Origin of the sequence: Echinicola arenosa, from assembly GCF_014841125.1 — a bacterium.
Taxonomy (GTDB): domain Bacteria; phylum Bacteroidota; class Bacteroidia; order Cytophagales; family Cyclobacteriaceae; genus Echinicola; species Echinicola arenosa.
Genome location: NZ_JACYTQ010000002.1, coordinates 1 through 22,513 on the forward strand (window position 1 = coordinate 1; position 22,513 = coordinate 22,513).

A 22,513-nucleotide genomic window follows, 5' to 3' on the forward strand; every position below is an offset into this window, starting at 1 on the left:
AAAGACAAATGCCCATAGCACTTCACCGGCTTCGTTCAACTATGTTTTAAACGCAATCTTGATTGTCTTAAGAAAATAGTTTATTTTTTTGACTAGATTACGTTTAAAACACTTTGCGTTGTGTGGCATACAAGAAAAGCCAACCGCACAAACAGCACATTTGGTTTTTGCCTACGCAAATGCCAACGCTGAGAAAACCAAAAGAGCTGTTTTTTGCCAACGCTGACAATGAAATAATTAAATATGATAAAACTACCTGAAATTGGATTGACTTTTACTGATGGTGACGAATGGGAAGAATTTTGTCAAAGTTGCTTAAAGATAAAACACCAGCAACATAACTTTAAGTCTGTACCGGCAGATTCAGGTGGTGATTATGGTCTTGATGGTTACAATTCAATCGGTGACGCTTACCAATGTTATTGTCCCGAAAAAGAATATACTGATAAGGAACTATACGAACATCAAAGAGATAAAATAAGTACGGACGTTCAAAAATTATTCGATTATCAAGTTAAGTTGAGAAAAATTCTAAATGGTAATAAGATAAAAGTTTGGCACTTCACAACACCTTTGATTAAATCCAAGGAGTTGATTTTACATTGCAATTCAAAACAAAATCTAGTTAAAAGTTGGAATTTGGATTTCATTGATGATGATTTTGAAATTGGATTAAAGGATTATGAATATTTCCTGCCCGAAATTCCTAGCATAATTGACACAGGTCGATTATTAAAACCAATTACATATCCAGAAATAGACTTTACCAGTACAGAACCAACTAATCAAACAATAGAGGATTTTAAAGCTGTTTATGAAAACAACACTTTTGTTGAAAACGGATTAAGAAAGAATGCAAAGCTTTTTCCAGATAACCCTGACAAGAATTATGCTGAAAATATAGTTGGATTGACAGATTCACAGATAAGGGACTTTATTGTAGGTGAAGATATTTTAGAAAAGTGGTCAAATTTCAACAATAAGCTTTACGAAAAATTTGTTCGGGTTAGAAATTCGCTTGGGAAAAGAGTTTCGAAAGAAAGTCTTATACCTGTAAATGATAATAGGGAGAAGCTAAAAGAAATAGATAATACAGTTAAAGCTCTTATCAACAAAGAGTTTCATTTTTTATCTGAATCTAATAAAGAAGAACTCACCGCCTATTTGGTTTCATTTTGGATTCTTGAATGCTCACTAGATTTTAGCTAAATGAAAGAGAATAAATATATATCATTTACAGAAAGAGAAATGCCATTGTATGTTAATTATAGACCAATGTACAAGGTTTCTCAAATTCTTTTAATTCTTTATTTCAATGGATATGCAGGAAAGGCAAGTTTGCTCAAGCTTCATTTGTTTTCGTGGGCTCTTAAATCCTATGAGAACTCAAGTATCCTTAAAGATTATGTTACGTCAAATTATCAAAATAAGCTTCAGTTTTTCGGGATTGAATCAACCTTAAATAGAGCATTAAATCTTGCCTATGCAGAAAAATTGGTTGACTTTGACAAAGGCAATTATACTCTGTTAGCCAAAGGCAAAAAATTTGTCGAACAAATTAATGAAGATGAAACTTTGTTTGTAAATGAAAAACAAGTTTTGAAGTTAATTGGGAAAAAAATTCCTGAAAAAATTATTAACGGTTTAATAAGTCAATGGAAGAATGCTTAAAATAAGAGCTTTACAAATAACGATTAATACTGATAAAGGTATTTACGGCACACCACTACTTCGTTTTAGTGATAGTTTAACGATAGTCAAAGGCTTTAACTCAACAGGAAAGAGTACTCTTTTTCAATCTATTCTATATGGTCTTGGCTTAGAAGAACTTATTGGTGGGAAAAACGAAAAGACAATGCAATCTGTCCTTAAAAGTGAAATCCTTGATAATCAAAATAAGATAGAAGCCAATGTCATAGAATCAAATATACTTTTAGAAATTGAAGGTACTTCTGTCGTTACTGTAAAACGATATATTTCTAGTGAAACCAAAAATTCAGGTTTAGTCGAGGTTTTTAATGGAAAACTATTAACTGAACCAAAACAATACGACTATGTTCCTATGTATGTTCACGACAAAGGAGCTGCCGATAGTAAAAACGCATTTGGTTTCCATTCTTTTCTAGAGAAACTTATGGGTTGGGAACTACCACAAGTTCAATACAAGGATGGTAGTTATCGAAAGTTATACCTTCAAAATATTTTCCCAAGTTTCGTGATAGAGCAAAAAGCAGGTTGGACAGATTTTTTAGCGACAATTCCTTATTATTCCTTACTCGATAAAGAAACACGAGCGTTAGAGTTTCTTTTAAATTTAGATTCTTGGAAAATTCAACAACGAAAATCAAAATTAAAGCAAGATAAAAATGATTTAATATTCGATTGGAGGAATAAATTCAATGAATTTAAATCACTAGCCAATCAAATAGCTTGCGAAATAAGAGGAGTAAATAATCAACCTGAGATTATAAACTCAATTAATTCGGTTTATTTGGTTTACCTAACAGAAGAAAGAACATACAACATATCAGAGTATATTAATGTGCTTGAAGAAGAGTATGAACAATTACTTGAATTAGAAGTTCCGAACGTTGGAGACCAAGCTGAAGAATCTGAAATACGTATTAATAAACTAAACGAAGAACTAAGTAACTATTCAATCAACCTATCATCAACAATTAATAGGAAAAATTTAGCAATTAGTAAGTATAAATCTTTTAAAGAGAGATTATTAGAACTTGAAAATGATAAGGTTCAAAACGAATATCATCTTAAAGTAAAAAAGAAAGGTGCGGAAGAAGGTTTTGCCATCGCACACGATAATTGTCCATATTGCAGCCAAGGGTTGAATGATTCATTGCTTCCAAAGGATATTGAAATTGTACCAATGCAGATAGAGGAAAATCTCGAATACATTAAAGCTCAAATCAATCTGATTAAAATTTATATGTCAAATCATCAAAATGACATATCTGACTTAGAACAAAATATTGAAAAACTTAACATTAAAATTTCAGAGACTAGAAGTAATATCCGAACGCTCAAAACACAGTTAACTAGTGACAATCGCTTACCATCAATTGAACTAATTGAAAAACGATTGAAATTGAAAGCAAGGTTAGATTTGTACAGAAGAAAGTATGAAGAATTAGCTTCATTTCAGGAAGCCTTTAAAAGTCTATCTGATGAGTGGGTTCAAATTCTAAGTGAAGAAAAAAAATTACCAAAATCTCTTTCTAAATTCGACTATAAAAAAATATCAGAACTAGAAACCATATTTAAACAATTACTTAGGGAATTTCATTATCGTAGCAAACCAATCGACAGTATAAGTATTTCAAGAGATACCTTGTTACCTGTTGTAGATAGATACTCACTTAAATTTGACTCATCTGCTAGTGATTTCACAAGAGCAATTTGGAGTTATACGATTGCATTAAAAGAAACATCTGAAAGATTTGATGGAAATCACCCTAAGCTATTTATCCTTGACGAACCAGGACAACAAGAAGCAGGTGATAATGACCTTCAATTCTTGTTGAAACGTTTGGGAAATTATGGAGATACTCAATCAATAGTGTTTTCTTCATTCCACCAATCTGAAGATACTTTTAATGCCTGTACACAGGATGTTGATTTTGAACTAATAGACTTAGGAGAAGAAAAATTTATTAAGAAAATATGAACGAAAAGCCAACGCTAAAAGCCATACACAATTGCAATTCGCACAAGCCTCGACTAGGTGAAGTATGCCACTTCGCCCATATATCCTGGGAATTTGTAATTCCCATTTCCGGATTGTTTTGCTAAAATGACAAATTGATTATTAGGTCAACTGACAACCTATTAATTACCCTCCATGTTGATAACAATTTCCATTGGCACTTTTGGTCATTTTATACATCTGCTTCCTGCTTTGGTCATACCAGAACAGCGAACAGAAGTAGCCCTTGGTTGGGGTGATGGTCTTGTTGTACTGGCTTTGGCCAGAGTTACATTATTTGTTTCACTTGCCACTTTAGTTGGGATACCTGTCTTATTACTTGTCACAACTGAACTAGGCTTGCACACACTTCAAGCAGTATAATCTTTCTTTTTGGCCTCTGAGGGTTGGTGGCTTATAGCATTATACTTCAAATATTTGCAGGATGATTGGTGGTATTTGGTGCCTGTTTTGGTAACATATACCTTCTGACCATATGCCAGAGCTAATGCAAAAAAAATGTCAGGTATAGTAGGAATAGGTGTTTTTCCATTAATAGAACAGTGCTGGGAATATTAAACTTTTCAAGATAGGTGTTTTGAAGCAGGTGAAAAATACCCTAGATGGGGTATTTTATTTTTAAAAGTTTCATTTTAGGTTAGGGCTTTCTATTTAAGATAGTGAAAAAGAATAGTTAAAATGCTGAATGTCTTTTAAAATAAACCTAAGATTGAAACCAAAGTTTTTAGTAAAATATGAAGAAGAATAGAGTTAAAAGTTCAATTAAATATTTGGATTATTTGATTGACGAAGGAGACCATTTTTATGTATGTGTAGAATTTGCTGAGTACAATGCTTCTCCACTACTTAATAGATTTGGTTTGCCAAAAGATTTTAAAAATGGAGAAAAATTTATTGCGAAGCCAGTAAGCGGAAAAGCAAGAGAAAATATCCAGGGCAAATGGATAAGAAAGGTACCTGAGGCAAAAACCACAATAACAAGGCACATAAAATACATACGAAAAGATGGAGTAAGAGTGGAATTTGATAGGGATTTCCATGTATGGGAAAAAGTTTTGCAGCTTCAGCCCAAATTTGAGTTTGAATTTTTTGAGAGAGAGGATGGAGTGAAATTTGTGATTTCTCCAAAATTGACTTTTCTTAAGACGGATAAGGAAGATCTAAAAAACACTTTTGTCATAAATCTTTTTACCCAAATATTTAAAATATTTGAAATCTTGGATAAGGATTATAAATATCCCATTCCTCCAGAGAAGAGATTTGACTTTAATATTTTACCTCCAGGAACAGTTACTGATGACCTGAAAATTAAAATCGAGGCATCAACCCATAAATTCCTAGACGGCAATGAAACAGAAGTCAAGGATTTTAAAGAACGATTAGATTACATTGATGAATTCGAACCAGAGTTTTTAGGAGCAGGAAATGATGGTTTTGCTGGATATTTGGTTTTTGGATTTAATGGCCACAATAAGGTGCTTGTGGAATCTATCCGTAGAGGTAATGCAACCTATTTTTTCCCAAGAGATAATTATATCAACTTGATTAAATTAGACAAACAAGCCATTATTAACGGAAAGCTTTACGTAGATCGAGTCGTCCATGATCCTGAAAATGAACATTCTTCTTGGAAAAAAGCTATTTCCAAAATAATTGAAAATACTAACTAGATTTGAATCAATATAGAATTATCGTGCAAAGACTGAATAATACCGTTCAGTCTTTGTATTTTTGATATTAACGCAAAATAGTATGATTCCAATTTTCAATGTCTGAAAACAAAAAAATTACCCAAGCTCTATTGAAATTTCGAGATGAGAGAGACTGGAAACAGTTTCACAATTCCAAAGACCTAGCTGCAGCAATCAATATAGAAGCCGGCGAGCTTCTTGAGCTTTTTTTATGGAAAGGAAATGAGGAAGTGGATCAAGAACGACTAAAAGAAGAATTGGCTGATGTGCTGAGTTTCTGTTTTTTACTGGCAGAAAAGCACGGGCTTGACATCAAAGAAATCATATTGGATAAAATAGCGAAGAATGAGGCCAAGTACCCTGTAGATAAAGCAAAGGGGACGGCAACCAAGTATACTGACTTATGATTGTTTATAATAAGACTAAGGAAGATTTTTGTAACGACATCCTTACCAATGATATAGAGAACATTATCTCTGGGGCCATTTTTACCGTAACAGGAAAACAAGTCGCCAAAAATGAAGTGATGTCTTTTAAGAATTCACTGAGTTATATGGATAGGGTTTTGAATGATCCCTCCATCCCGAGAGATAGTGGTATATCTATAGAATACCATATTCCCCAAACCTCCAAACGGGTCGATTTCATTATTACGGGTACAGAAGGGGACAAGGAAAATGTCATCATTGTTGAGCTGAAGCAATGGGATTCAGCTCAGCTGACAGAAAAAGACGGATTGGTAAAGACTCGATTTGAGCATGGAGAGTCCGAAACCAGCCACCCTTCCTATCAGGCTTGGTCTTATGCGGCACTGTTACAATCCTTTAATGCTACTGTGGAAGAAGAATCCATTAACCTATATCCCTGTGCTTATCTTCACAACTACCCTCAGGATGATATCATTAAAAATGAATTTTATGCTTATTACTTAGATAAGGCCCCTGCTTTCCTTAAGTCTGAAGCTATCAAACTGAGGGAATTTATAAAGCGTTATATACGGCAAGGGGATCGCAGCCAAATTATGTTTAGGATCGAAAATGGTAAGATCCGCCCTACCAAGAGTCTCGCTGACAGCCTTAAAAATATGCTTAACGGTAATCGTGAGTTTATCATGATCGATGACCAGAAGGTGGTTTATGAAACCGCCTTAAGCCTAGCCAAGCAGTCACATGAAAAAAACAAGAATGTACTGATCGTGGAAGGGGGACCAGGTACGGGGAAATCTGTCGTAGCCATTAACTTATTGGTAGAGCTTAACCGAAATGGTAAAATGGCCCAGTATGTCACCAAAACCAGCGCACCGAGGGATGTGTACTTTGAAAAGTTGACCAAAGAGCATAAAAAAGCCGTACTAAAAAGTCTTTTTGTGGGTTCTGGCACTTTTATCAATACTCCTAAAAACTGCATTCAGACTTTGATAGTAGATGAGGCTCATCGCTTGACAGAGAAAACTGGATTTCTTAGACGCGGAGATAATCAAATCAAGGAAATTTTGCAAACATCCTTATCCTCTGTGTTCTTTATCGATGAAGACCAGCGAGTGCATATAGAGGATTATGGTGAGTCACTCTTAATCGAAAGTTTTGCCAAAGCATTGGGCATAAAGGTGCATAAACTGAAGTTGGCCTCTCAATTTCGATGTAATGGATCAGATGGATATTTAGCTTGGCTAGATCATGTGCTCCAAATCAGGGAAACTGCTAACTATGATCTGAATCAACTGGATTACGAATATGACTTTAGAGTATTTGACGATCCTAAGGAATTGCAAGAATTGATTTATCAAAAGAATACCATCAACAATAAAGCCCGAATGGTAGCAGGGTATTGTTGGCCGTGGAAGAGTAAAAAGGATAAAAGCCAGTATGATTTCGGTGTGGAAGAGTTCGGGTTTGATATGCAATGGAATATGACTGATTATGGCGGGAAGTGGATCATTGACCCCAATTCAGTAACGGAAATTGGCTGTATCCATACCGCTCAAGGACTAGAAGTGGATTATATAGGTGTCATTATAGGGAATGATTTAATCGTGCGCAATGGGGAAGTACTGGTTGATCCTTCTAAAAGGGCTTCAGATGACAGAACCGTTTACGGTTGGAAGAAATTAATGAAAGAAAATCCTGATGAAGCTAAACCTCTATTAAGATCTATAATTAAAAACACTTACCGTACCCTCATGACAAGAGGAATGAAAGGCTGCTATATCTATTGTACCGATAAAGAGACAAGAGAGTATTTTAGGGAGTTAGTTCTGGGAAATGAGAGTAGTAAAGTTTATGATAATTTGAACAAATATTAAATCAACAATCTATTCTATTTATTATCTATTTACTATAAAATCAACGGTATTAGTATTATATAAAAGGTTATTAAGACTTTAAACCATGAACTGGAAAACATTAAGTCCATATCTTATTGGAATTTTTTCGTTTGGAATAATTTTAATGTTTATTCCATACCTCTTAACATTACCTACAATTACCGGTTTGGAGTTTTCGGATTCAGGAGCAATTGGAGATACCATTGGAGGAACAACTGCCCCTTTTATAGGTTTCCTTGGAGTTTTTTTTACCTTTTTAGCTTTTTACATACAATATGAGGCTAATGAGCAAACTAGGAAGGATATAAAACTAGAGCGCTTTGAAAATAAATTCTACGAAATGGTCCGCTTACATAGAGAGAATGTGCAGGAAATTAAAATATCAGGGAAGCATTCTGGCAGGAAAGCCTTTGTCAAAATGTACCAAGAATTTAACGTTATTTATAAGGTCTGTAATGCTATAATAAATAAATATAAAATCAAGAATATTTCAATTAATGATCAAACTAAACTTGCCTACACCATTTTTTTCTTCGGGGTTGGGGAAATCTCAAATAGAGGACTTAATTATTACTTAGGTGAATTTGAGGAAAAAATTATTTCATCAATCATAAAAGAATTGCAAAAATGTCAAAAAAAATATTCTTCCAAAAAGAATAATGAATGGCAAAAGTTTAACCTTAAGATTGGAAAAGAAAAAATTAAGTTTGAAATGGACTTTTTTCCATTTGACGGACATGTTTCAAAATTGGGGCATTATTTCAGACATATATATCAAACCATCAAATTACCTGTTGTAGATTCAGGTTTTAAGGACAAAAATAAGGAAGTTGAATATTCAAAAAGGTATTCATATGTAAAGACATTACGAGTACAACTTTCCAATCATGAACAAGCCATGATTTATTACAACTCTTTTTTTGACGCTGGTAAAGTCTGGTGGAGTGATGGAACAATTGATTTAAAGCAAAATATCAATGGGACAGAATCCAATTTAAGTTATTTTCTTGATTATGGTCTAATTAAAAACTTACCACTTAATTTAATTGAAGGAATGGGCCCAGATCCAGTAAGAGAATTTTTCTTTAAACTAGTGGAGAAAGGTTATAAAATAAATTCAGAGGATAAGCATAATAATCTTCAAAAAAGACTTGCAGATTTATTTGAGTGGCACATTAAAAGTGATCGATTTAGCCAACTAGTAGAAGAGAAAAATAAATTAGATAATAAATAAAAAAAATCACTATGCCATTCGAATTAGGGAATATCAAGCTTCCCGCAGCGATGACAATTATCATCCTTTTGGTTTCTACATTAGGTTCAGGGATATTGATGATTTATGCCTTTAATAGACCTTTGTTTTTGGAACTTGAAACAGTCAAATTAATATTGTTAGCGACTTCCATCTCTACGCCAGTATGGTTGTTGAATACTTTTCTGATTATGCATTTCGATGTTTTGGATGAAGAGAGTGAACAATTAATCTATACCAGTAGCATTTCTGGGAGTTTAATTACGATAGGGATATTTTTTATACCTATCATCTTTCAGTTGTTTTATCCATTTCCCTTAAAATGCGCCTTAGCAGGGATAATAGTTCTACAATTACTGATTATTTTCAACTGGTATCGAGATAGAATAAGCAGAATGACTCCTAAAAGTGATAAAACAGTTTAATTTTATCTTTTCTTTTTTACAAAACACTTTTTGCCATGGATGATAATTTGGAAAGTAAATTTAATGACAAGGCATTTGAAATTTATGAAGCGGCAAAAAAATATTGCGGATATAATGCCACTCGTTTCTTGCAAAAAATCAGGAAAGATGGTGGGTTAAAAGCTGCCAAATCATGGCTTGATCCTAAAGCCATTAATAAACCGCCAACCAAAGGGTTTATTACTTTGGTCAATGAAGGCAGGCTTGATATTTCATTGGAGGCCCTGGTACTCAGGGAGCCCTGGAGAGAACTGTTTACCCCTGAAGAATTATGCGTTGCTAGTCAAAGGTTGAAGGAATATGGGTATCATAATACTGAACTTATTACGCATTCAAGTGATCAAAATATTCCTGAAGAACTGACAGAAAACAGCATATATGCTGAGGGAAGTTCTAAACGTATTCTTGTAAATTCATATGAAAGGAATAGTGGAGCGCGAAAATCATGTTTAAAACATCATGGTTACTCTTGTATTGTATGTGAGTTTAATTTTGAAGATAATTACGGTAGTGATTTTAAAGATTTTATCCATGTCCATCATCTTAGACCAATTGCTAGTATAGGAAAAGAATATCAACTCGATCCTGTAAGAGATTTGATACCAGTTTGTCCTAATTGCCATGCAATAATGCATCGCAGGAACCCTCCATATACTGTGTATGAAGTTAAAAAAATGATAAAGAGTAAAAAGAAAAAATCATCCAAATCCACCAACTAGACAGTGAAAAACGATTTGATTGACAAGTTTGAAATTGAGAAATCCTGTGAATATCGAGAAGAAGTCTATCGGGTAAGGGATAATGGTGCCATTTGTAGACTTCAAAAATCTGGTAAAAGAAAAAGACCTCTGGACGAAAAATGGACTTTTGGAAAGGTCGATAAACAAAAAGGTTATATGTATCATTCATCTGAAACGGTGCATAGAATTGTGGCGACCGCTTTCAATGGAGTTCAACCATCAGAATCTCACGTAATAGATCATATTGATACCAATAAGCGAAACAATAGACCAGAAAACTTGAGATGGATAACAAGGCTAGAAAATATACTACTAAACCCTATCACCTTGTCCAGAATAATTTTCAACTATGGCAGTATTGAGAATTTTCTTTCCAATCCCAATAAGCCTCTTAATGGTAATCTTGACCAAAATTTCTCTTGGATGAGGACAGTCACCAAAGAAGAAGCAGAGAACGCAAAAAACAATTTACTGAACTGGGCAAAAGAAGGGAAAGTTTCAAAAAGTGGCCAATTAGGTGAATGGGTATATCAGAAGATAAATCCGAAAAATGATTTATCAAATGTGGAAGAACTTATAATTACATCAAAAACACCCAATGCTCAGCAAAAAAACTGGAAAACGCCAAATGAATTCCCTAACTGTCCTGCTTCAATCAATGAGAATGGATTACTAGATTATGCGCAAAGATTGGCAAAGGGAAGTGTATTTTCTAAAAATAAATATGGAGAATCGATAGTTGACTCGGCAGAAATCAATAATACTAACAACGAGCTTTTTGTTTTAACAAATGGCACTGGCATAAAACCCTATGCACTGGCAAAGGTATATATCGTTGGGAATAATTTTATCCATGAAAGTATCGGCACCTTCTTTGAATTAATTGGAGCTCAAAAGCAGTTTAATCTAGCACTTGGAAGAGAATGGGATGGAGAAGATTCTATTGATGATTATTCGTGATTTTAAATTGAAGCAATTTATAATAGATTTAATGGGTTTAGTCTAATTGAACACCTCTCCCCTACTGGGTGAATTATTCCGATCTCCTTAATATCCTGGGAATTTATTATTTCTGTAAAGAATAACTCTATCCTTGGAGGTCCAACTTATAACGAGTGGCAGAACTTAAATGACATAGCATGACTCAGGAAGTAAAAATACCTTATAGCAAGTTGAAAATTGTTCTAGTTTTTGTCGGTTCACTTTGCTTCGTTGCCATAGGAGTTATGACTTTGCTTGATGAAAAAGGACTAACCTCGTTAATGTTTAGTAGTGAAACCATGAATAAAACAATCGGGGTTCTGTCAATTCTTTTCTTTGGAACTATTGCCGTGATAGTTCCGTGGAAATTACTTTCAAAAAATTCGGGTATAGAAATCAATGAAATCGGAATAATTGACCATTCCAACTTATCAAGTATTGGACTGATTGAGTGGGAAGATATCAAAGAAATTCAGACGCATTCATTTAAAAAAACAAGTTGGCTGTTGATCTACACTTTCCAACCACAGAAGTATGTAAACAAGGCTGAAAATGGATTTAAAAGGTGGCTATTGAAATCTAACCTAAGAACTTACAAAACCCCTTTATCCATTACCTCAACCATTTTAAGTGTAAAGTTTAAAGAATTGGAAAAGATAGTGATGGATGCCTTTGAAGAGAAAAAAGCATCACAAATGATTAAATAAAGGGGAGTCTCATCCCCCCGACTAGGTGAAGTGTGCCACTCCCCCCTACTATCCTTGGAATTTGTAATTCCATAAAGTGCATAATATTTTTAGATTTGAATGATACATATCAATATTCAAGAAGATATTGAGGTGTGAGTGCAGTCAGAACATGGCGTGGGCAACAACATAGCCGGTATACTTACTTTTTGTCTTAGACACAAAAAGTAACAAAAAAGTCAAGCCAGAAATAAAGCTTCTGACCGCAAGCCCACCGCTGGCCCGCATTTCTGGCAGCCTTCTGCACTTACTTAAATTATTCTCGAGACGAGTATTCCTTATCAACAGGCGAAGCATGCCATCTACACCTAGAGGTGAGATATCCGTGGTGGGAATATTACTCTTGGCTAATATCTTAGAAATCCTGGCTTTATTGGTGAAGGGCTTGATGGACAATAAACTAAATTGCGAGTGTTTTTCAGGCTTGGGGAATTTGTGTTGCTTTATTGCTTCGGTAATTTAATAAGCATAAAACCAAGCTAAAACCATTACCTTATTAAGGTAAGCCTAAATGAAATAGTTAGTTGCCTTTAGTAAAAATACAGGATATTGAAGATTAGTGTATATGATAGTAATTAGCAAAATACTAATAGCCATAGTTGCCATTGAGCATTTATATATTTTATATATTGAAATGTTTGCATGGGAAACTAAAGGAAAAGCTACTTTTAAATCCATTCCATCAGAGTTATTTAAACCAACCAGAATATTAGCTGCCAATCAAGGCCTTTATAATGGTTTTTTATCAGCTGGATTAATTTGGGCATTGCTTATTGAAAATACATTCTGGGCAAAAAATGTTGCTTTATTTTTTCTTGCCTGTGTAATTATCGCCGCAATTTATGGCGCCGCCACTGCTAGTAAAAGTATATTTTTAAAGCAAGGTCTGCCTGCCATTATTGCCATGATTTTTGTTTTATTATTTCAATAAATGATCTAAATAAACCATTTACATGAAGGTAAGGTATCCCTAATGCATCCCCTAGATATGGAAAAGAGAGAGGTAGAGGGAAGTCGGAAGTATGGGGTTTGAGGTTTATGTACAGCAAGTGGTTCATTTCTTCATCTATAGGTGAGATAGCTTCTCTGCCTGTCTGATGCCTAGCAGCCACAGGGGATTATGATAGCATGCTTATTAAAAGGATTGGGACTGGATAAACTGGTTCCCATAAAATTGGGGTTAACTACTCCAAATTACTTTTAAAAGGATCATAGGACATCCAGTCTACCTCCATTTCGTAAGGTTGCAAGGGTTTTTCAATTGAAAGGGGATTCGTTTCAACTGGCCAATCATCAGTATGCCAAAAATTAATTCGGTAATGCGTTCGGTGTTGTGGTATGCCCTTTTTGGATCCTTTGTAATCCCACAATATTACCTTTTCACCACTGTCAGGATGAATCATCCACCATCTGATTCGATCCTCAAACCAATCAAAACCGTAGGTATAAAATGTAGATGAAGCGTCATAATCCGGTATAGCCATAATGGTCTCAGGCTGGTTTTGTTTACCTATTAATGCTATACGTTTACCTGCATGACCTTTTCTAAAGGTCGTTTCATAGATTATTCCTTTGGCAAGATTGATGGTTCTGCCAATTCGTAACAACTCACCGGATTGCCCACCAGTCCAGGTACCAATATAAACAACAGTAGGGTCAGCAGGGAGCCATTCAAAGTCAATTTCACTTAGTCCGGCCAAACTATCATCATGATAAGTAAAATAGCCTACTACTGCTCCGACATTCGGCTGAATATCTCTCACATTTGGAACTTTCAACCGCGCTGAATAGGTGCCAAAATGCGTAAAATTTTTTGAGATAATCTCAGGTCCGCGTCCAGCACCTGCCTTATCCTCCGGATCTATTTTAAAGGAAAGAATTTTAGTACCCGGCTCAGATGGAGAATTCACGCCTACTTCGTATTTAAAACTGGCTTTGTTACCGGTAGAACCATACCTAAAATAATTTAAATCAGCATCCTCAAAATTCTCAACAAATGAACGATGGTTATTATCAGCTTGAGCAACTACACCTAAGGGGATGAAAAATAATATTGCCCATAAAATGTATTGATCCATAGTTGTAGCTGGTTGATTTCAGTAATCAATATACAAAAAGAAAAACAGGTTTGTTAAGCCCACTACGGCGAATAATGCTTGCTGTCATTATTTATGCAAAAAGGACCAAAAGGAGGATTTGCATGTATTATACCCGGGCATTAAGCTATGGATTAACTATTTTTCACCCTTTAAGTAACCCTCAGCGTCAACAGGTCGTATCTCCCAACTTAACTGGGAATTTGTATTCCCTTATGAGCTTTTTGATACTATATGGAGACAAAAGATATGAAGGTGTAGATCCAATCTACTCCAAGAGGTGAAAACCTGAGGAGGGAAGAGCAGTTTGAAACATAAAGATTGCCAAGGATATTGGATCCATTGCAGGATAAGCCTTGTCTGTCTAATTTTAACCCGGACAAAGAAAGGGAAGCCTTCAAGTTTCAAAATGCCATAGGCCACAAATTACCATTAGTGAGTTTCATATTGTAAAATAGCATCTTCCTGTTACAATAATGTTAAATTTTAATATTGAAAACCCTCAATAGATTTTTCAAAAAGAATTCCTCCCTTAAACATGCTTTTAAGTATTGGATGAATTTCTTTTCCTAATTCTGTTAAACTATATTCTACTCGTGGTGGGACTTCGGGGAAAACGGTTCGAACTATTAAACCATCAGATTCCAATTCTTTAAGCTGTTTGGTAAGCATACGTTCACTAATATCAGTTAGCAGTTTTACCAATTCATTATAGCGTTTATCTCCTTGAAAAAGGTGTAAGATAATAGTTCCTTTCCGTTTACCTTTAACAGTATTGATAAACGTATCAATCGGACAATAACTTTTTTTCATTTTTTTTCTATTCATGCCTTGAAATAACTAAAAACGGAAATAAATGTTCGTATGCATACTATTTGTAAGTTATTGGTATTCAAATGTTTTTCACTGTTATTTGCATAAGACTTAATAAAATAACAGACAGTTATGAACCAAAGTAAAACTACATTTAAAGCGTTCAGAGTTGAAGAGAATGATCATAAATATACTAGTTCTATTAAAGAAATGGAATTTAGTAAATTAAACAAGCATGAGATTTTAGTAAAAGTTTATTATAGCTCACTGAATTATAAAGATGCATTGTCAGCGTCAGGTAATAAAGCCGTAACAAGAAATTACCCTCATACACCAGGTATTGATGCAGTCGGAATAATTGAAAAATCGAATAGCGATAATTTTAATTCTGGAGATAAGGTAATTGTTACAAGTTATGATTTAGGAATGAATACTGATGGCGGATTTGCAGAGTACATTCAGGTTCCTTCTGATTGGGCTGTAAAATTGCCTAAAAAGTTGACCATGAAAGAAGCAATGATATACGGAACTGCGGGATTGACAACCGGTATGTCAGTTTTAAGGCTTACTAGTTTGATAAAACCAGAAGATGGAAAGATAGCTGTTTCAGGAGCCACAGGCGGTGTTGGAGCATTAAGTGTTGCCATATTAAGTAAGTTGGGGTATTCTGTTGTTGCAATTACCGGCAAAGAGGAAGAGCGGGAATACCTCTTAACCTTAGGTGCAAAAGAGGTGATATTACGTAATGAGATTGAAAATTTTGATAAAAAACCCTTGTTAAAACCCTTATTTGCAGGAGCAATTGACACAGTTGGAGGGGTAATTCTTGAAAATATAATTAAATCAACAAGTTCAATGGGAGTTGTAACTTGCTGTGGTAATGTTGCATCTCCGAAAATTGATTTAACAGTTTTTCCATTTATCCTGAGAGGTGTAACACTTATTGGTATAGATTCACAAAATTATCCTATGAAATACAGAGCTACAGTGTGGAATAAATTGGCACAAGAATGGAAGCCAGAACAATTAGACTATACTTGTAATGAAATTAAACTTGAGAATTTGAAACAAAAAATTGAGTTAATGTTGAAGGGTAAATTAAAAGGAAGAACTGTTTTGACTTTGACGGAATAAATCCGCTCCAAAACAATTAATATACGTAATACGGGGCGATTTTGTAAATTCAAACTTTAAAGCGTTTAATGAATATTATAGCTATTAAATGGTGATGTGGTTTGAAATCCCAAACTACGAATATTTGCATTATTCTGATGTCCTCGACTGGGTGGAGTATGCCACTGCACCCTCCTATCCTGGGAATCTGTAATTCAAGTAGCAAAAACATTATCCATGAAGACCTCGTCTAAGCCGAGGCTTTTTTGTTTTTGGGGGGGATGGTAAAAATACACTAGGTTGGTATTGTGCAGGCTTGTAGTTATCATTAGGTTTAAGGAATTTTTATCATCAATTTTTAACAAGAATCAAATGGGATTATTTTCATCATTGCTCGGCAACGCTGGAGCCGTTGATCTAGAAAAATTAAACAAGGATTATGGTCAGCTTTTAGTAAATAATGAAGAAATAGAAATCGGCTTCAAGTTGATCAGAGACACCTTCATATTTACCAATAAGCGTTTAATCTTAGTGGACAAACAAGGTTTGACAGGAAAAAAAGTGGAATATATGTCTATCACCTATAAAAGTATTAGTCGGTTTAGTATTGAAACGTCAGGAACCTTTGATTTGGATGCTGAATTGAAAATTTGGATATCTAGTGAACAGGTTCCCTCCATCTCAAAAAAATTCAACAAATCCGTCAATGTTTACGATGTACAAAAGGTCTTGGCCCAACATGTTTTGGGCTAATGGATTTATGAACTCAAGTTTGGCTAAACAATATGCTGGTCAGATTTGCTGTAGCCATAGACTCCATTCCAATTCTTGATGCCATCTAATACTAGACGAGAGAATGGGAAAGTAAGGACACAAGAGAAGATCGAAACGATCTAAATTGGCTGGCTAACTGGGATAACAAAGTCTGAATGGATTTAAATAACTATGGAGTAGAGAGTCAGAGACTCAATTTTAATCGTCCCATCCTCCGCGGCGGGATCGAGACAACAGGTGCTGGAAGAAAGAAGTTTAGTGATGAGTGATTCTGTGAGTTAGAGCCAGAAGGCCTATCTGCCGCCAAGCAGACTCATGTTCATGTGCATTCCTAATTACTGCTAGGATAGAGACGTGGAACAGCTGTAGGATCAAAACCTTCATTTCGAAGAATACATCCTGAATAACTCTCAGGTAAAGTAGATCCTATCAACCTCCTTATAATCTTTATTTTATGTATATTTATAAGTATGTAAGACCAGTACTCGACTGGCCAACATTTTTACGTTATTGGACATGATTTGTTTTAAGGAAATTTCACGGATCCCCCAATTAGCTTTTAGGACCCTATTGGTCATTGGAGTGATGGCAATGTCTTTTGGTTGCGTGTCGAAAACCAGCGAAGAAACCACCAACGCTGGACCTCTAGAGGAATATCCTAGTGAAAGTCAGGCTGACGCTGATCCTGTACCTATCGATGATGAAAATACAACAGAGAAAAACAACCAGCAGCCAAGCTCTCCTGCTACTGCCGAACCTATAGAATTGCCTACATCTGAAAATGACACTGAGCCTGATATTGCCCTAGAAGATTATAGGGCTGTCCTTGCTGTAACCGAAAAAATCAAGCTACATGAAAGAGCCAGCTTGGTGATATGGATTGGAGATAAAAATGCCGAATATAATCCCGCACCAGGAACGGCTGTGGATACAGAAGACTTTCCTGCCAGGATCGGGCAGTATGCCAGGGTAAAGCCGATTGCACCGGATTTTGAGATTAGCCCCTTAGAAAAGGGATGTATCAGGATTGACCCCAGTGGATCTAAAGTGATTTTTACTTTAACGGCCCTTCGGGAAGGAACTTTTAATGTCCGCGCAGAAATAGAACTTTATGACAACCCCAACTGCGAAGGCACACCTGTTCCCAAAACCACTGAAAACTTAAGTGTCTTAGTTGAAGTGGATAAAGGGTTTCAGTGGCAGGAAAGGTTAAAAAGAGCCGGGGAAATTTTTTGGGATAAATTCTTTTCTTTTTGGGGTGCGCTAGTGGCCCTAATCCTAGGTTTCGTGATCTATATCATCCGGAAGTTTTTAAAGAAAAAAACTGGCTTTGACGGCGGAGAAGATTGAAGTAGGGAAGAACGAAGGAGGTAGATTGAAGCTGGAAGTGAGAAACCTATCTACCACTAGGACATAGCCTTCAACCCACTTTATGCATGAGAAATCGTTATAGCCTGTCCCTTTCACTGTCGGGAAGAACTGAAACTACAAGAAAATCAGGCTCTTTGGAGACTGAATCATCCGCCGCGGCGGATGGTGAATCTGCCTACCACCTGGTAGGGCCGAAAACAGCAGCTAAACGACTGATTTTGAAGTAGTTTCAGGTAGCAATACTTGTCCGCAGCGTAGATAGGTTAATGCATAATGCGGGTTTAATTCCTTTAACTTATTGCGGGAGCTCTGGCCTTGGCATGCGGTAGATAGTGGTCGTCATAGATTGCAGAAAAGCCATCAAGTCTTCCTTTTCCTCTTGCGTCAAACCCAGAGGCTTCAATATTTCTGAGGTAGTTGGCCAAAGCGGATCATCTTTGAATTCGGGTCTGGGTTTTGGCCTGGCCATACCATGATCATACATGTTCATGATGCCTTCCATACTATGAAAAAGGCCATTGTGCATCCATGGACCTGTGCGCATGACTTCTCTTAAAGTAGGGGTCTTGAACTTACCCACATCCGCCGTGTCCTTTGTGATATTATACCTTCCCAGATCTTCATACTTCCTGCCAAAATAATGAAGGCCCAAATTGTGGAATTTATTGTCCGTAAGAAAAGGGCCATTATGGCAGTTCATGCACCTCGCCTTGGTTCTAAACAGGTGGAGCCCCCTTAGCGTCTCATCACTTATGGCGTCTTTTTTTCCTTTCAGGAACTTATCCAAATCACTGGTTCTCCCTTCTAACGTACGCTGAAAGTAAGCCAAGGCAGAAGCAATCCGGTCCACCGTAATTTGACCATCTCCAAATGCCTCTTCAAAATAAGGATGGTAGCCCGGTATTTGATCCAGTTTGGCAGGGAGGTCATCCAAACCTTGGTGCATTTCCACTGGATTGGCCACTGGTTGCTTCGCCTGGTCCTCCAAGCTATTTGCCCGGCCATCCCAAAAGAAGCTCTTGCCTGCCCAAGTATAAAATAAGCTTGGTGTATTTCTCTGGCCCAACTGGTGGTCATGTCCTATTCCCACGGTCCTACCATTGCTCCAGGAAAGCTGGGGATCATGGCAGGAAGAGCAGGAAATTTGTCCCGAAGAACTTAGTCTCGGATCAAAAAACAATACTTTACCCAAATCCACCAAAGTTTGCAGTGAGTCCACATCCTTATAGGGAGAAGGGGGAATCGGCGCAATTTCTTCCCAAACGATGCCTTCATCTACATTTGGAGAAGGCCATTCAGAAGAAGGTTTGCTGTAGATTTCCCGCAGTTCATCCGCTGTGTACTGACAGCGTTGGTAAGTAATAAAGCCACACCACAAAAGGGTGGCTAAGATTAAAATGATATTGACTGACTTATTTTGACGTGTTTTCATAGGTTTGTTCAGGATCAAATTCCCGCATGCTCGTTATTACCTGATTCCATCAAGCAATGGCTAATGCAAAATGGTAATTCCTAAATTTATATGATCTCTTCGGCCCTCAGGAGTATAAAGAGAGGCTTCCATGCTTCTTACCTGAGTGGCTATGCTTGTTTTATAGCCTATACTCCCTTGGAAACCGACCTTTTTCAGGTATTTCTCCACCTTCATCTTCACCATAGGCATTAAATAATCGGCGCTACCATAAATCCATTCAGGATAGACGATGGATTGGGAAACTATATTTTCGTATTGGGCATTGACATCGATTTGTGCGTTTATGTTATGCCTGTAACCAAGTCCAACATTAAGTTTATACACCCAGTCTGCCTTATCCCAACCCTTCTCTGCCATGAGACACATCTCGATATTGGTATAATCATAAGCATGTGAAGCATTGTAGTCTTGTTTGGACACTTGCTCAACACCCAACTTTCCGGTAAAGCTTAGTCTGGATGGATTGCTTGACAACTGATAAATCAGGTCCTGTCGGAATGCGTTATAGAAATAGTTGGCCCCAAGGAAGATATTATTAAAGTCCTTGCCTCTTTCCACCTTGGTCAATAACACCAATTGATGCATCCAGTTGCTTTGGGATCTTTCCGCGTAAAATCGGTTGTGGTAAGTTTTTAGTTTATAATCACCTATATTTTCGATGATTAATTCTCCACCATCTGAGCTACGACGTTCATAATTTGAAATGAAAGAGGAATAAGTAAACTCATCATTTATCCTCCACTGATTTTTTTGAATGCTATAATTCGCCCCAAATCTTTTACTATGGAAATCTTGGTAATACCTTGATCTTCTTACCAAGTCAAAACTCCCAAGTCCGTACAAGTTGTAAACGATATATTCCTCAGCCCCAAAGCTCTCGTTATTGTCATCATAGTACCTATATCCTCCCTTTTCATCACTATTCTGTAAGCCTGCGGTAAGCCCAATATATTGACCTTGGCCGATCTGGTATGCCAACTGCACATCCCAGGAAAGGTCATAATAGTTGATTAGGATCCTGGTGTCATTGTATCGGGCATGTTGCTGTAATTGATAATCGATACCTATACCTAATAACAGTTTTTCATTCGCTATTGGCCTGACGGCCTTTAGGAATAGGTCAAAATAGTCCTTGTCCCAATTGCCTTTCTTGATATTTCCTAGGTAATAGGGATTTGAACTGAGCTCTCTCGAGAGGTTCCAGCCGACGCTGTCACTGAAAACCTTGCGATAGCTAAACCCTCCTTCCAGCCAAAAGCCATTTACTTTCCGGATTCCTTCGGAGAAAACATGAATCCCACTTTCTTGTTCCGCTTGCTGGGCCGTGATAAAATTGTCGTTTTGCCGGGTTACGGCAAGCTGACTGCGTCCAAATTCCTCCTGCACCCAATAGGGATGAAGCGGAAGAGCCGATAATTTCAACCATTTCAGCTGAAAAGCGGGAGATAGAAAATGCGAATCCACTGAATCTACTGCTACACTGTCCATCTTCTCAGCCATCAGGGGCTGAGAAATTAAGGGCCATGCCAATAGCAACAGACAATATCGGAGGGTGTTTTTCATTGTATGTTAAAATATACCGGGGAAAGTGCTGTTCAGGGCTTTCCCCGGTACTGATTCATTCTTTAATTGGCAAAACCTTTTGGAGCAGCCATTTCCAGGTAAGTAAAGTCTTCCGATGAATTATTTGTATCCTTCAAGATCACCCTATCCCCTACTTGGGAAGCTGTTTTTCTGATCACTGATTGTGAACTGAATGAACCGCCCGGTACATAGGTATAGGACGCATCCACATCATTGGTCAACTTCTTGGGAAGCAAATTGGTCGGAGCTCGTTGAATTTCCACCCCATCAATAATATACTCTTTAGGTACTTGAATTTTCACATCCGTTTCCGAAGTGATTTCACGATCGGTAGGATCAGCATAGGTAGGTAAGTCGTTTATGTCCCCATCCATTCTGAAAATCAAATAACTGTCCCTGCCAGGGTTATCCAACAGAAAATCCCTTCCAAAAATATAATGGGCAATCATATTCGGCACACCTGGATTATCAATATCACTAGGCATAGGATTGGAGATTACATCTGCCACATATACTTCAAACTCAGCACCACTCAGGTCCACCGTCAATGCAGGATTCTGTACTGAAATGGTTTCCCCTTCTGTATCCGTAAATGGTGCTTTGTGGTTTTGCGCCGATTGGGCAATCACAATGCTTTCACCTGGTTCTAAAGGATAATCATCCCCATCACCGGGTACTTGATATAGCCATCTGGTGTAGAAATAGTCATTATTTGGATCACCATCCGCACTCATCCCCACAGATTGACTCCAGTCATATTGACCGTTGGGCTGGTCATAATCTGATTCTCTTGTACTGTTTTTACCATACGCCCCCATCACATAGAGTCCATCCACAAAGATGGTTTCATTGGAATTATTATAGATCTCAATAAACTGGTCTCTGAAAGAAGCTCCTTCCCTGGTGTTTGAACCTGCAAAATAAACCTGCTTGATCAGAAGGTCGCCTACTTTACCCACCTCCAAGGTCATCATGGCCGGCATACTGGTTTGGGCATTCACCACCAAGGCGGGAGATGAAGCATTGAATACTACCTCTTCCTCCTCTATGCTATAACCAAATGTCGAGGAAAACTCTTCTTGATTAAAAGTACGTGTAGCGACCACATCATAAGTACCAGAAGGCAATGCTTCAAATTCCACGAAACCATCGACATCTGAAATGGCAGAAAAGGTTTGAGTGGACGTGACGTTGGTAAGTTTTACTTCCGCGTTGGCCATAGGGTCGCCACCAAAGCTTTCATCCACCATCACCTGAATGGTCAGGTCAATAGGCTGAACAATAGGTTCATCATCCTGATTACAGGCACTGAACAGGGTAATTACAGTCAATAATAGTAGTAGTGACTTTTTCATTTTGATATATGA

General features: G+C 36.8%; 23 protein-coding genes. 17 read left to right on the plus strand and 6 right to left on the minus strand.

Translation table 11 applies throughout. From position 1 onward, the window contains the following. Positions 1-243 precede the first annotated feature (243 nt). The 12 genes from IFO69_RS04935 to IFO69_RS04990 all read left to right on the plus strand — a co-directional run bounded on the left by IFO69_RS04935 (position 244) and on the right by IFO69_RS04990 (position 11,882). Entirely contained in the window at positions 244-1,209 is a 966-nt protein-coding gene (locus IFO69_RS04935) for a hypothetical protein (RefSeq protein WP_192008983.1), read from the plus strand. Beyond that, positions 1,210-1,671, plus strand: a complete 462-nt coding sequence (locus IFO69_RS04940) for a hypothetical protein (RefSeq protein ID WP_192008984.1) — start codon at positions 1,210-1,212, stop codon at positions 1,669-1,671. Beyond that, the gene (locus IFO69_RS04945) at positions 1,664-3,685 is read left to right on the plus strand and encodes a mitotic spindle assembly checkpoint protein MAD1 (RefSeq protein WP_192008985.1); all 2,022 of its coding nucleotides are present in this window, start codon (positions 1,664-1,666) and stop codon (positions 3,683-3,685) included. Before IFO69_RS04940 ends, IFO69_RS04945 begins: the two co-directional genes overlap by 8 nt. Positions 3,686-3,859: 174 nt before the next feature. Then, positions 3,860-4,087: a hypothetical protein gene (locus tag IFO69_RS04950; RefSeq protein WP_192008986.1), complete on the plus strand. Its 228-nt coding sequence runs from the start codon at positions 3,860-3,862 to the stop codon at positions 4,085-4,087. A 371-nt stretch (positions 4,088-4,458) separates the two neighbouring features. Then, on the plus strand, positions 4,459-5,394 hold the full coding sequence (locus IFO69_RS04955) for a hypothetical protein (protein WP_192008987.1): 936 nt from the start codon (positions 4,459-4,461) through the stop codon (positions 5,392-5,394). A 98-nt stretch (positions 5,395-5,492) separates the two neighbouring features. After that, positions 5,493-5,822 (plus strand): nucleotide pyrophosphohydrolase, encoded by a 330-nt coding sequence (locus tag IFO69_RS04960; RefSeq protein ID WP_192008988.1) that lies wholly within the window; start codon positions 5,493-5,495, stop codon positions 5,820-5,822. After that, positions 5,819-7,717, plus strand: coding sequence for a DUF2075 domain-containing protein (locus IFO69_RS04965; protein ID WP_192008989.1), 1,899 nt, complete (start codon positions 5,819-5,821; stop codon positions 7,715-7,717). Before IFO69_RS04960 ends, IFO69_RS04965 begins: the two co-directional genes overlap by 4 nt. A gap of 85 nt (positions 7,718-7,802) precedes the next feature. Further along, the gene (locus tag IFO69_RS04970) at positions 7,803-8,972 is read left to right on the plus strand and encodes a putative phage abortive infection protein (RefSeq protein WP_192008990.1); all 1,170 of its coding nucleotides are present in this window, start codon (positions 7,803-7,805) and stop codon (positions 8,970-8,972) included. A gap of 11 nt (positions 8,973-8,983) precedes the next feature. Continuing rightward, positions 8,984-9,415, plus strand: coding sequence for a hypothetical protein (locus IFO69_RS04975; RefSeq protein ID WP_192008991.1), 432 nt, complete (start codon positions 8,984-8,986; stop codon positions 9,413-9,415). Positions 9,416-9,450: 35 nt separating this feature from the next. Then, positions 9,451-10,173, plus strand: coding sequence for an HNH endonuclease (locus IFO69_RS04980; RefSeq protein WP_192008992.1), 723 nt, complete (start codon positions 9,451-9,453; stop codon positions 10,171-10,173). 3 nt (positions 10,174-10,176) lie between these two features. Continuing rightward, positions 10,177-11,154, plus strand: a complete 978-nt coding sequence (locus IFO69_RS04985; RefSeq protein ID WP_317173425.1) for an HNH endonuclease signature motif containing protein — start codon at positions 10,177-10,179, stop codon at positions 11,152-11,154. 179 nt (positions 11,155-11,333) lie between these two features. Beyond that, a complete protein-coding gene (locus IFO69_RS04990) occupies positions 11,334-11,882 on the plus strand; it encodes an STM3941 family protein (RefSeq protein WP_192008993.1) in 549 nt (182 codons plus the stop codon). A gap of 144 nt (positions 11,883-12,026) precedes the next feature. Here IFO69_RS04990 and IFO69_RS04995 read toward each other — a convergent pair whose 3' ends face one another. Next, positions 12,027-12,317, minus strand: a complete 291-nt coding sequence (locus IFO69_RS04995) for a hypothetical protein (protein ID WP_192008994.1) — start codon at positions 12,315-12,317, stop codon at positions 12,027-12,029. Between the two features lie 169 nt (positions 12,318-12,486). Here IFO69_RS04995 and IFO69_RS05000 point away from each other — a divergent pair, with 169 nt between their 5' ends. Continuing rightward, complete coding sequence (locus IFO69_RS05000) at positions 12,487-12,852, plus strand: DUF1304 domain-containing protein (RefSeq protein ID WP_192008995.1); 366 nt, start codon at positions 12,487-12,489, stop codon at positions 12,850-12,852. A 253-nt stretch (positions 12,853-13,105) separates the two neighbouring features. On the opposite strand, the gene IFO69_RS05005 is transcribed toward IFO69_RS05000, so the two are convergent. Both IFO69_RS05005 and IFO69_RS05010 read right to left on the minus strand, forming a co-directional pair. Continuing rightward, complete coding sequence (locus tag IFO69_RS05005; protein WP_192008996.1) at positions 13,106-13,999, minus strand: glycoside hydrolase family 16 protein; 894 nt, start codon at positions 13,997-13,999, stop codon at positions 13,106-13,108. A 504-nt stretch (positions 14,000-14,503) separates the two neighbouring features. Continuing rightward, on the minus strand, positions 14,504-14,845 hold the full coding sequence (locus IFO69_RS05010; RefSeq protein WP_225444004.1) for a winged helix-turn-helix transcriptional regulator: 342 nt from the start codon (positions 14,843-14,845) through the stop codon (positions 14,504-14,506). Between the two features lie 117 nt (positions 14,846-14,962). On the opposite strand from IFO69_RS05010, the gene IFO69_RS05015 reads away from it, so the two are divergent. From IFO69_RS05015 to IFO69_RS05030, 4 genes are all read left to right on the plus strand, one after another. Beyond that, positions 14,963-15,964 (plus strand): YhdH/YhfP family quinone oxidoreductase, encoded by a 1,002-nt coding sequence (locus IFO69_RS05015; protein ID WP_192008997.1) that lies wholly within the window; start codon positions 14,963-14,965, stop codon positions 15,962-15,964. Positions 15,965-16,315: 351 nt separating this feature from the next. Further along, on the plus strand, positions 16,316-16,696 hold the full coding sequence (locus IFO69_RS05020; protein WP_192008998.1) for a PH domain-containing protein: 381 nt from the start codon (positions 16,316-16,318) through the stop codon (positions 16,694-16,696). Positions 16,697-17,233: 537 nt separating this feature from the next. Then, the gene (locus tag IFO69_RS05025; RefSeq protein WP_192008999.1) at positions 17,234-18,067 is read left to right on the plus strand and encodes a hypothetical protein; all 834 of its coding nucleotides are present in this window, start codon (positions 17,234-17,236) and stop codon (positions 18,065-18,067) included. Positions 18,068-18,153: 86 nt separating this feature from the next. Beyond that, on the plus strand, positions 18,154-18,315 hold the full coding sequence (locus IFO69_RS05030; RefSeq protein ID WP_192009000.1) for a hypothetical protein: 162 nt from the start codon (positions 18,154-18,156) through the stop codon (positions 18,313-18,315). A gap of 68 nt (positions 18,316-18,383) precedes the next feature. Here the strand turns inward: IFO69_RS05030 and IFO69_RS05035 are convergent, their stop codons facing one another. The 3 genes from IFO69_RS05035 to IFO69_RS05045 form a co-directional block, all read right to left on the minus strand. Next, positions 18,384-19,520 carry a cytochrome-c peroxidase gene (locus IFO69_RS05035; protein WP_192009001.1) on the minus strand — a complete coding sequence of 379 codons (1,137 nt, stop codon included), beginning with the start codon at positions 19,518-19,520 and terminating at the stop codon, positions 18,384-18,386. A gap of 60 nt (positions 19,521-19,580) precedes the next feature. Beyond that, positions 19,581-21,125, minus strand: coding sequence for a DUF6850 family outer membrane beta-barrel protein (locus IFO69_RS05040; protein ID WP_192009002.1), 1,545 nt, complete (start codon positions 21,123-21,125; stop codon positions 19,581-19,583). Between the two features lie 62 nt (positions 21,126-21,187). Further along, complete coding sequence (locus tag IFO69_RS05045) at positions 21,188-22,501, minus strand: DUF4876 domain-containing protein (RefSeq protein WP_192009003.1); 1,314 nt, start codon at positions 22,499-22,501, stop codon at positions 21,188-21,190. Positions 22,502-22,513: the final 12 nt, after the last annotated feature.

Coding starts and splice junctions, on each gene's coding strand:
- IFO69_RS04980 (WP_192008992.1), top strand. CDS start 9,451: ATGGATGATAATTTGGAAAGTAAATTTAATGACAAGGCATTTGAAATT.
- IFO69_RS04935 (WP_192008983.1), top strand. CDS start 244: ATGATAAAACTACCTGAAATTGGATTGACTTTTACTGATGGTGACGAA.
- IFO69_RS05015 (WP_192008997.1), top strand. CDS start 14,963: ATGAACCAAAGTAAAACTACATTTAAAGCGTTCAGAGTTGAAGAGAAT.
- IFO69_RS04975 (WP_192008991.1), top strand. CDS start 8,984: ATGCCATTCGAATTAGGGAATATCAAGCTTCCCGCAGCGATGACAATT.
- IFO69_RS04955 (WP_192008987.1), top strand. CDS start 4,459: ATGAAGAAGAATAGAGTTAAAAGTTCAATTAAATATTTGGATTATTTG.
- IFO69_RS05030 (WP_192009000.1), top strand. CDS start 18,154: ATGAGAAATCGTTATAGCCTGTCCCTTTCACTGTCGGGAAGAACTGAA.
- IFO69_RS04960 (WP_192008988.1), top strand. CDS start 5,493: ATGTCTGAAAACAAAAAAATTACCCAAGCTCTATTGAAATTTCGAGAT.
- IFO69_RS05000 (WP_192008995.1), top strand. CDS start 12,487: ATGATAGTAATTAGCAAAATACTAATAGCCATAGTTGCCATTGAGCAT.
- IFO69_RS05005 (WP_192008996.1), bottom strand. CDS start 13,999: ATGGATCAATACATTTTATGGGCAATATTATTTTTCATCCCCTTAGGT.
- IFO69_RS05035 (WP_192009001.1), bottom strand. CDS start 19,520: ATGAAAACACGTCAAAATAAGTCAGTCAATATCATTTTAATCTTAGCC.
- IFO69_RS04965 (WP_192008989.1), top strand. CDS start 5,819: ATGATTGTTTATAATAAGACTAAGGAAGATTTTTGTAACGACATCCTT.
- IFO69_RS04940 (WP_192008984.1), top strand. CDS start 1,210: ATGAAAGAGAATAAATATATATCATTTACAGAAAGAGAAATGCCATTG.
- IFO69_RS05010 (WP_225444004.1), bottom strand. CDS start 14,845: ATGAATAGAAAAAAAATGAAAAAAAGTTATTGTCCGATTGATACGTTT.
- IFO69_RS05025 (WP_192008999.1), top strand. CDS start 17,234: ATGATTTGTTTTAAGGAAATTTCACGGATCCCCCAATTAGCTTTTAGG.
- IFO69_RS05045 (WP_192009003.1), bottom strand. CDS start 22,501: ATGAAAAAGTCACTACTACTATTATTGACTGTAATTACCCTGTTCAGT.
- IFO69_RS05040 (WP_192009002.1), bottom strand. CDS start 21,125: ATGAAAAACACCCTCCGATATTGTCTGTTGCTATTGGCATGGCCCTTA.
- IFO69_RS04990 (WP_192008993.1), top strand. CDS start 11,334: ATGACTCAGGAAGTAAAAATACCTTATAGCAAGTTGAAAATTGTTCTA.
- IFO69_RS05020 (WP_192008998.1), top strand. CDS start 16,316: ATGGGATTATTTTCATCATTGCTCGGCAACGCTGGAGCCGTTGATCTA.
- IFO69_RS04945 (WP_192008985.1), top strand. CDS start 1,664: ATGCTTAAAATAAGAGCTTTACAAATAACGATTAATACTGATAAAGGT.
- IFO69_RS04950 (WP_192008986.1), top strand. CDS start 3,860: ATGTTGATAACAATTTCCATTGGCACTTTTGGTCATTTTATACATCTG.
- IFO69_RS04970 (WP_192008990.1), top strand. CDS start 7,803: ATGAACTGGAAAACATTAAGTCCATATCTTATTGGAATTTTTTCGTTT.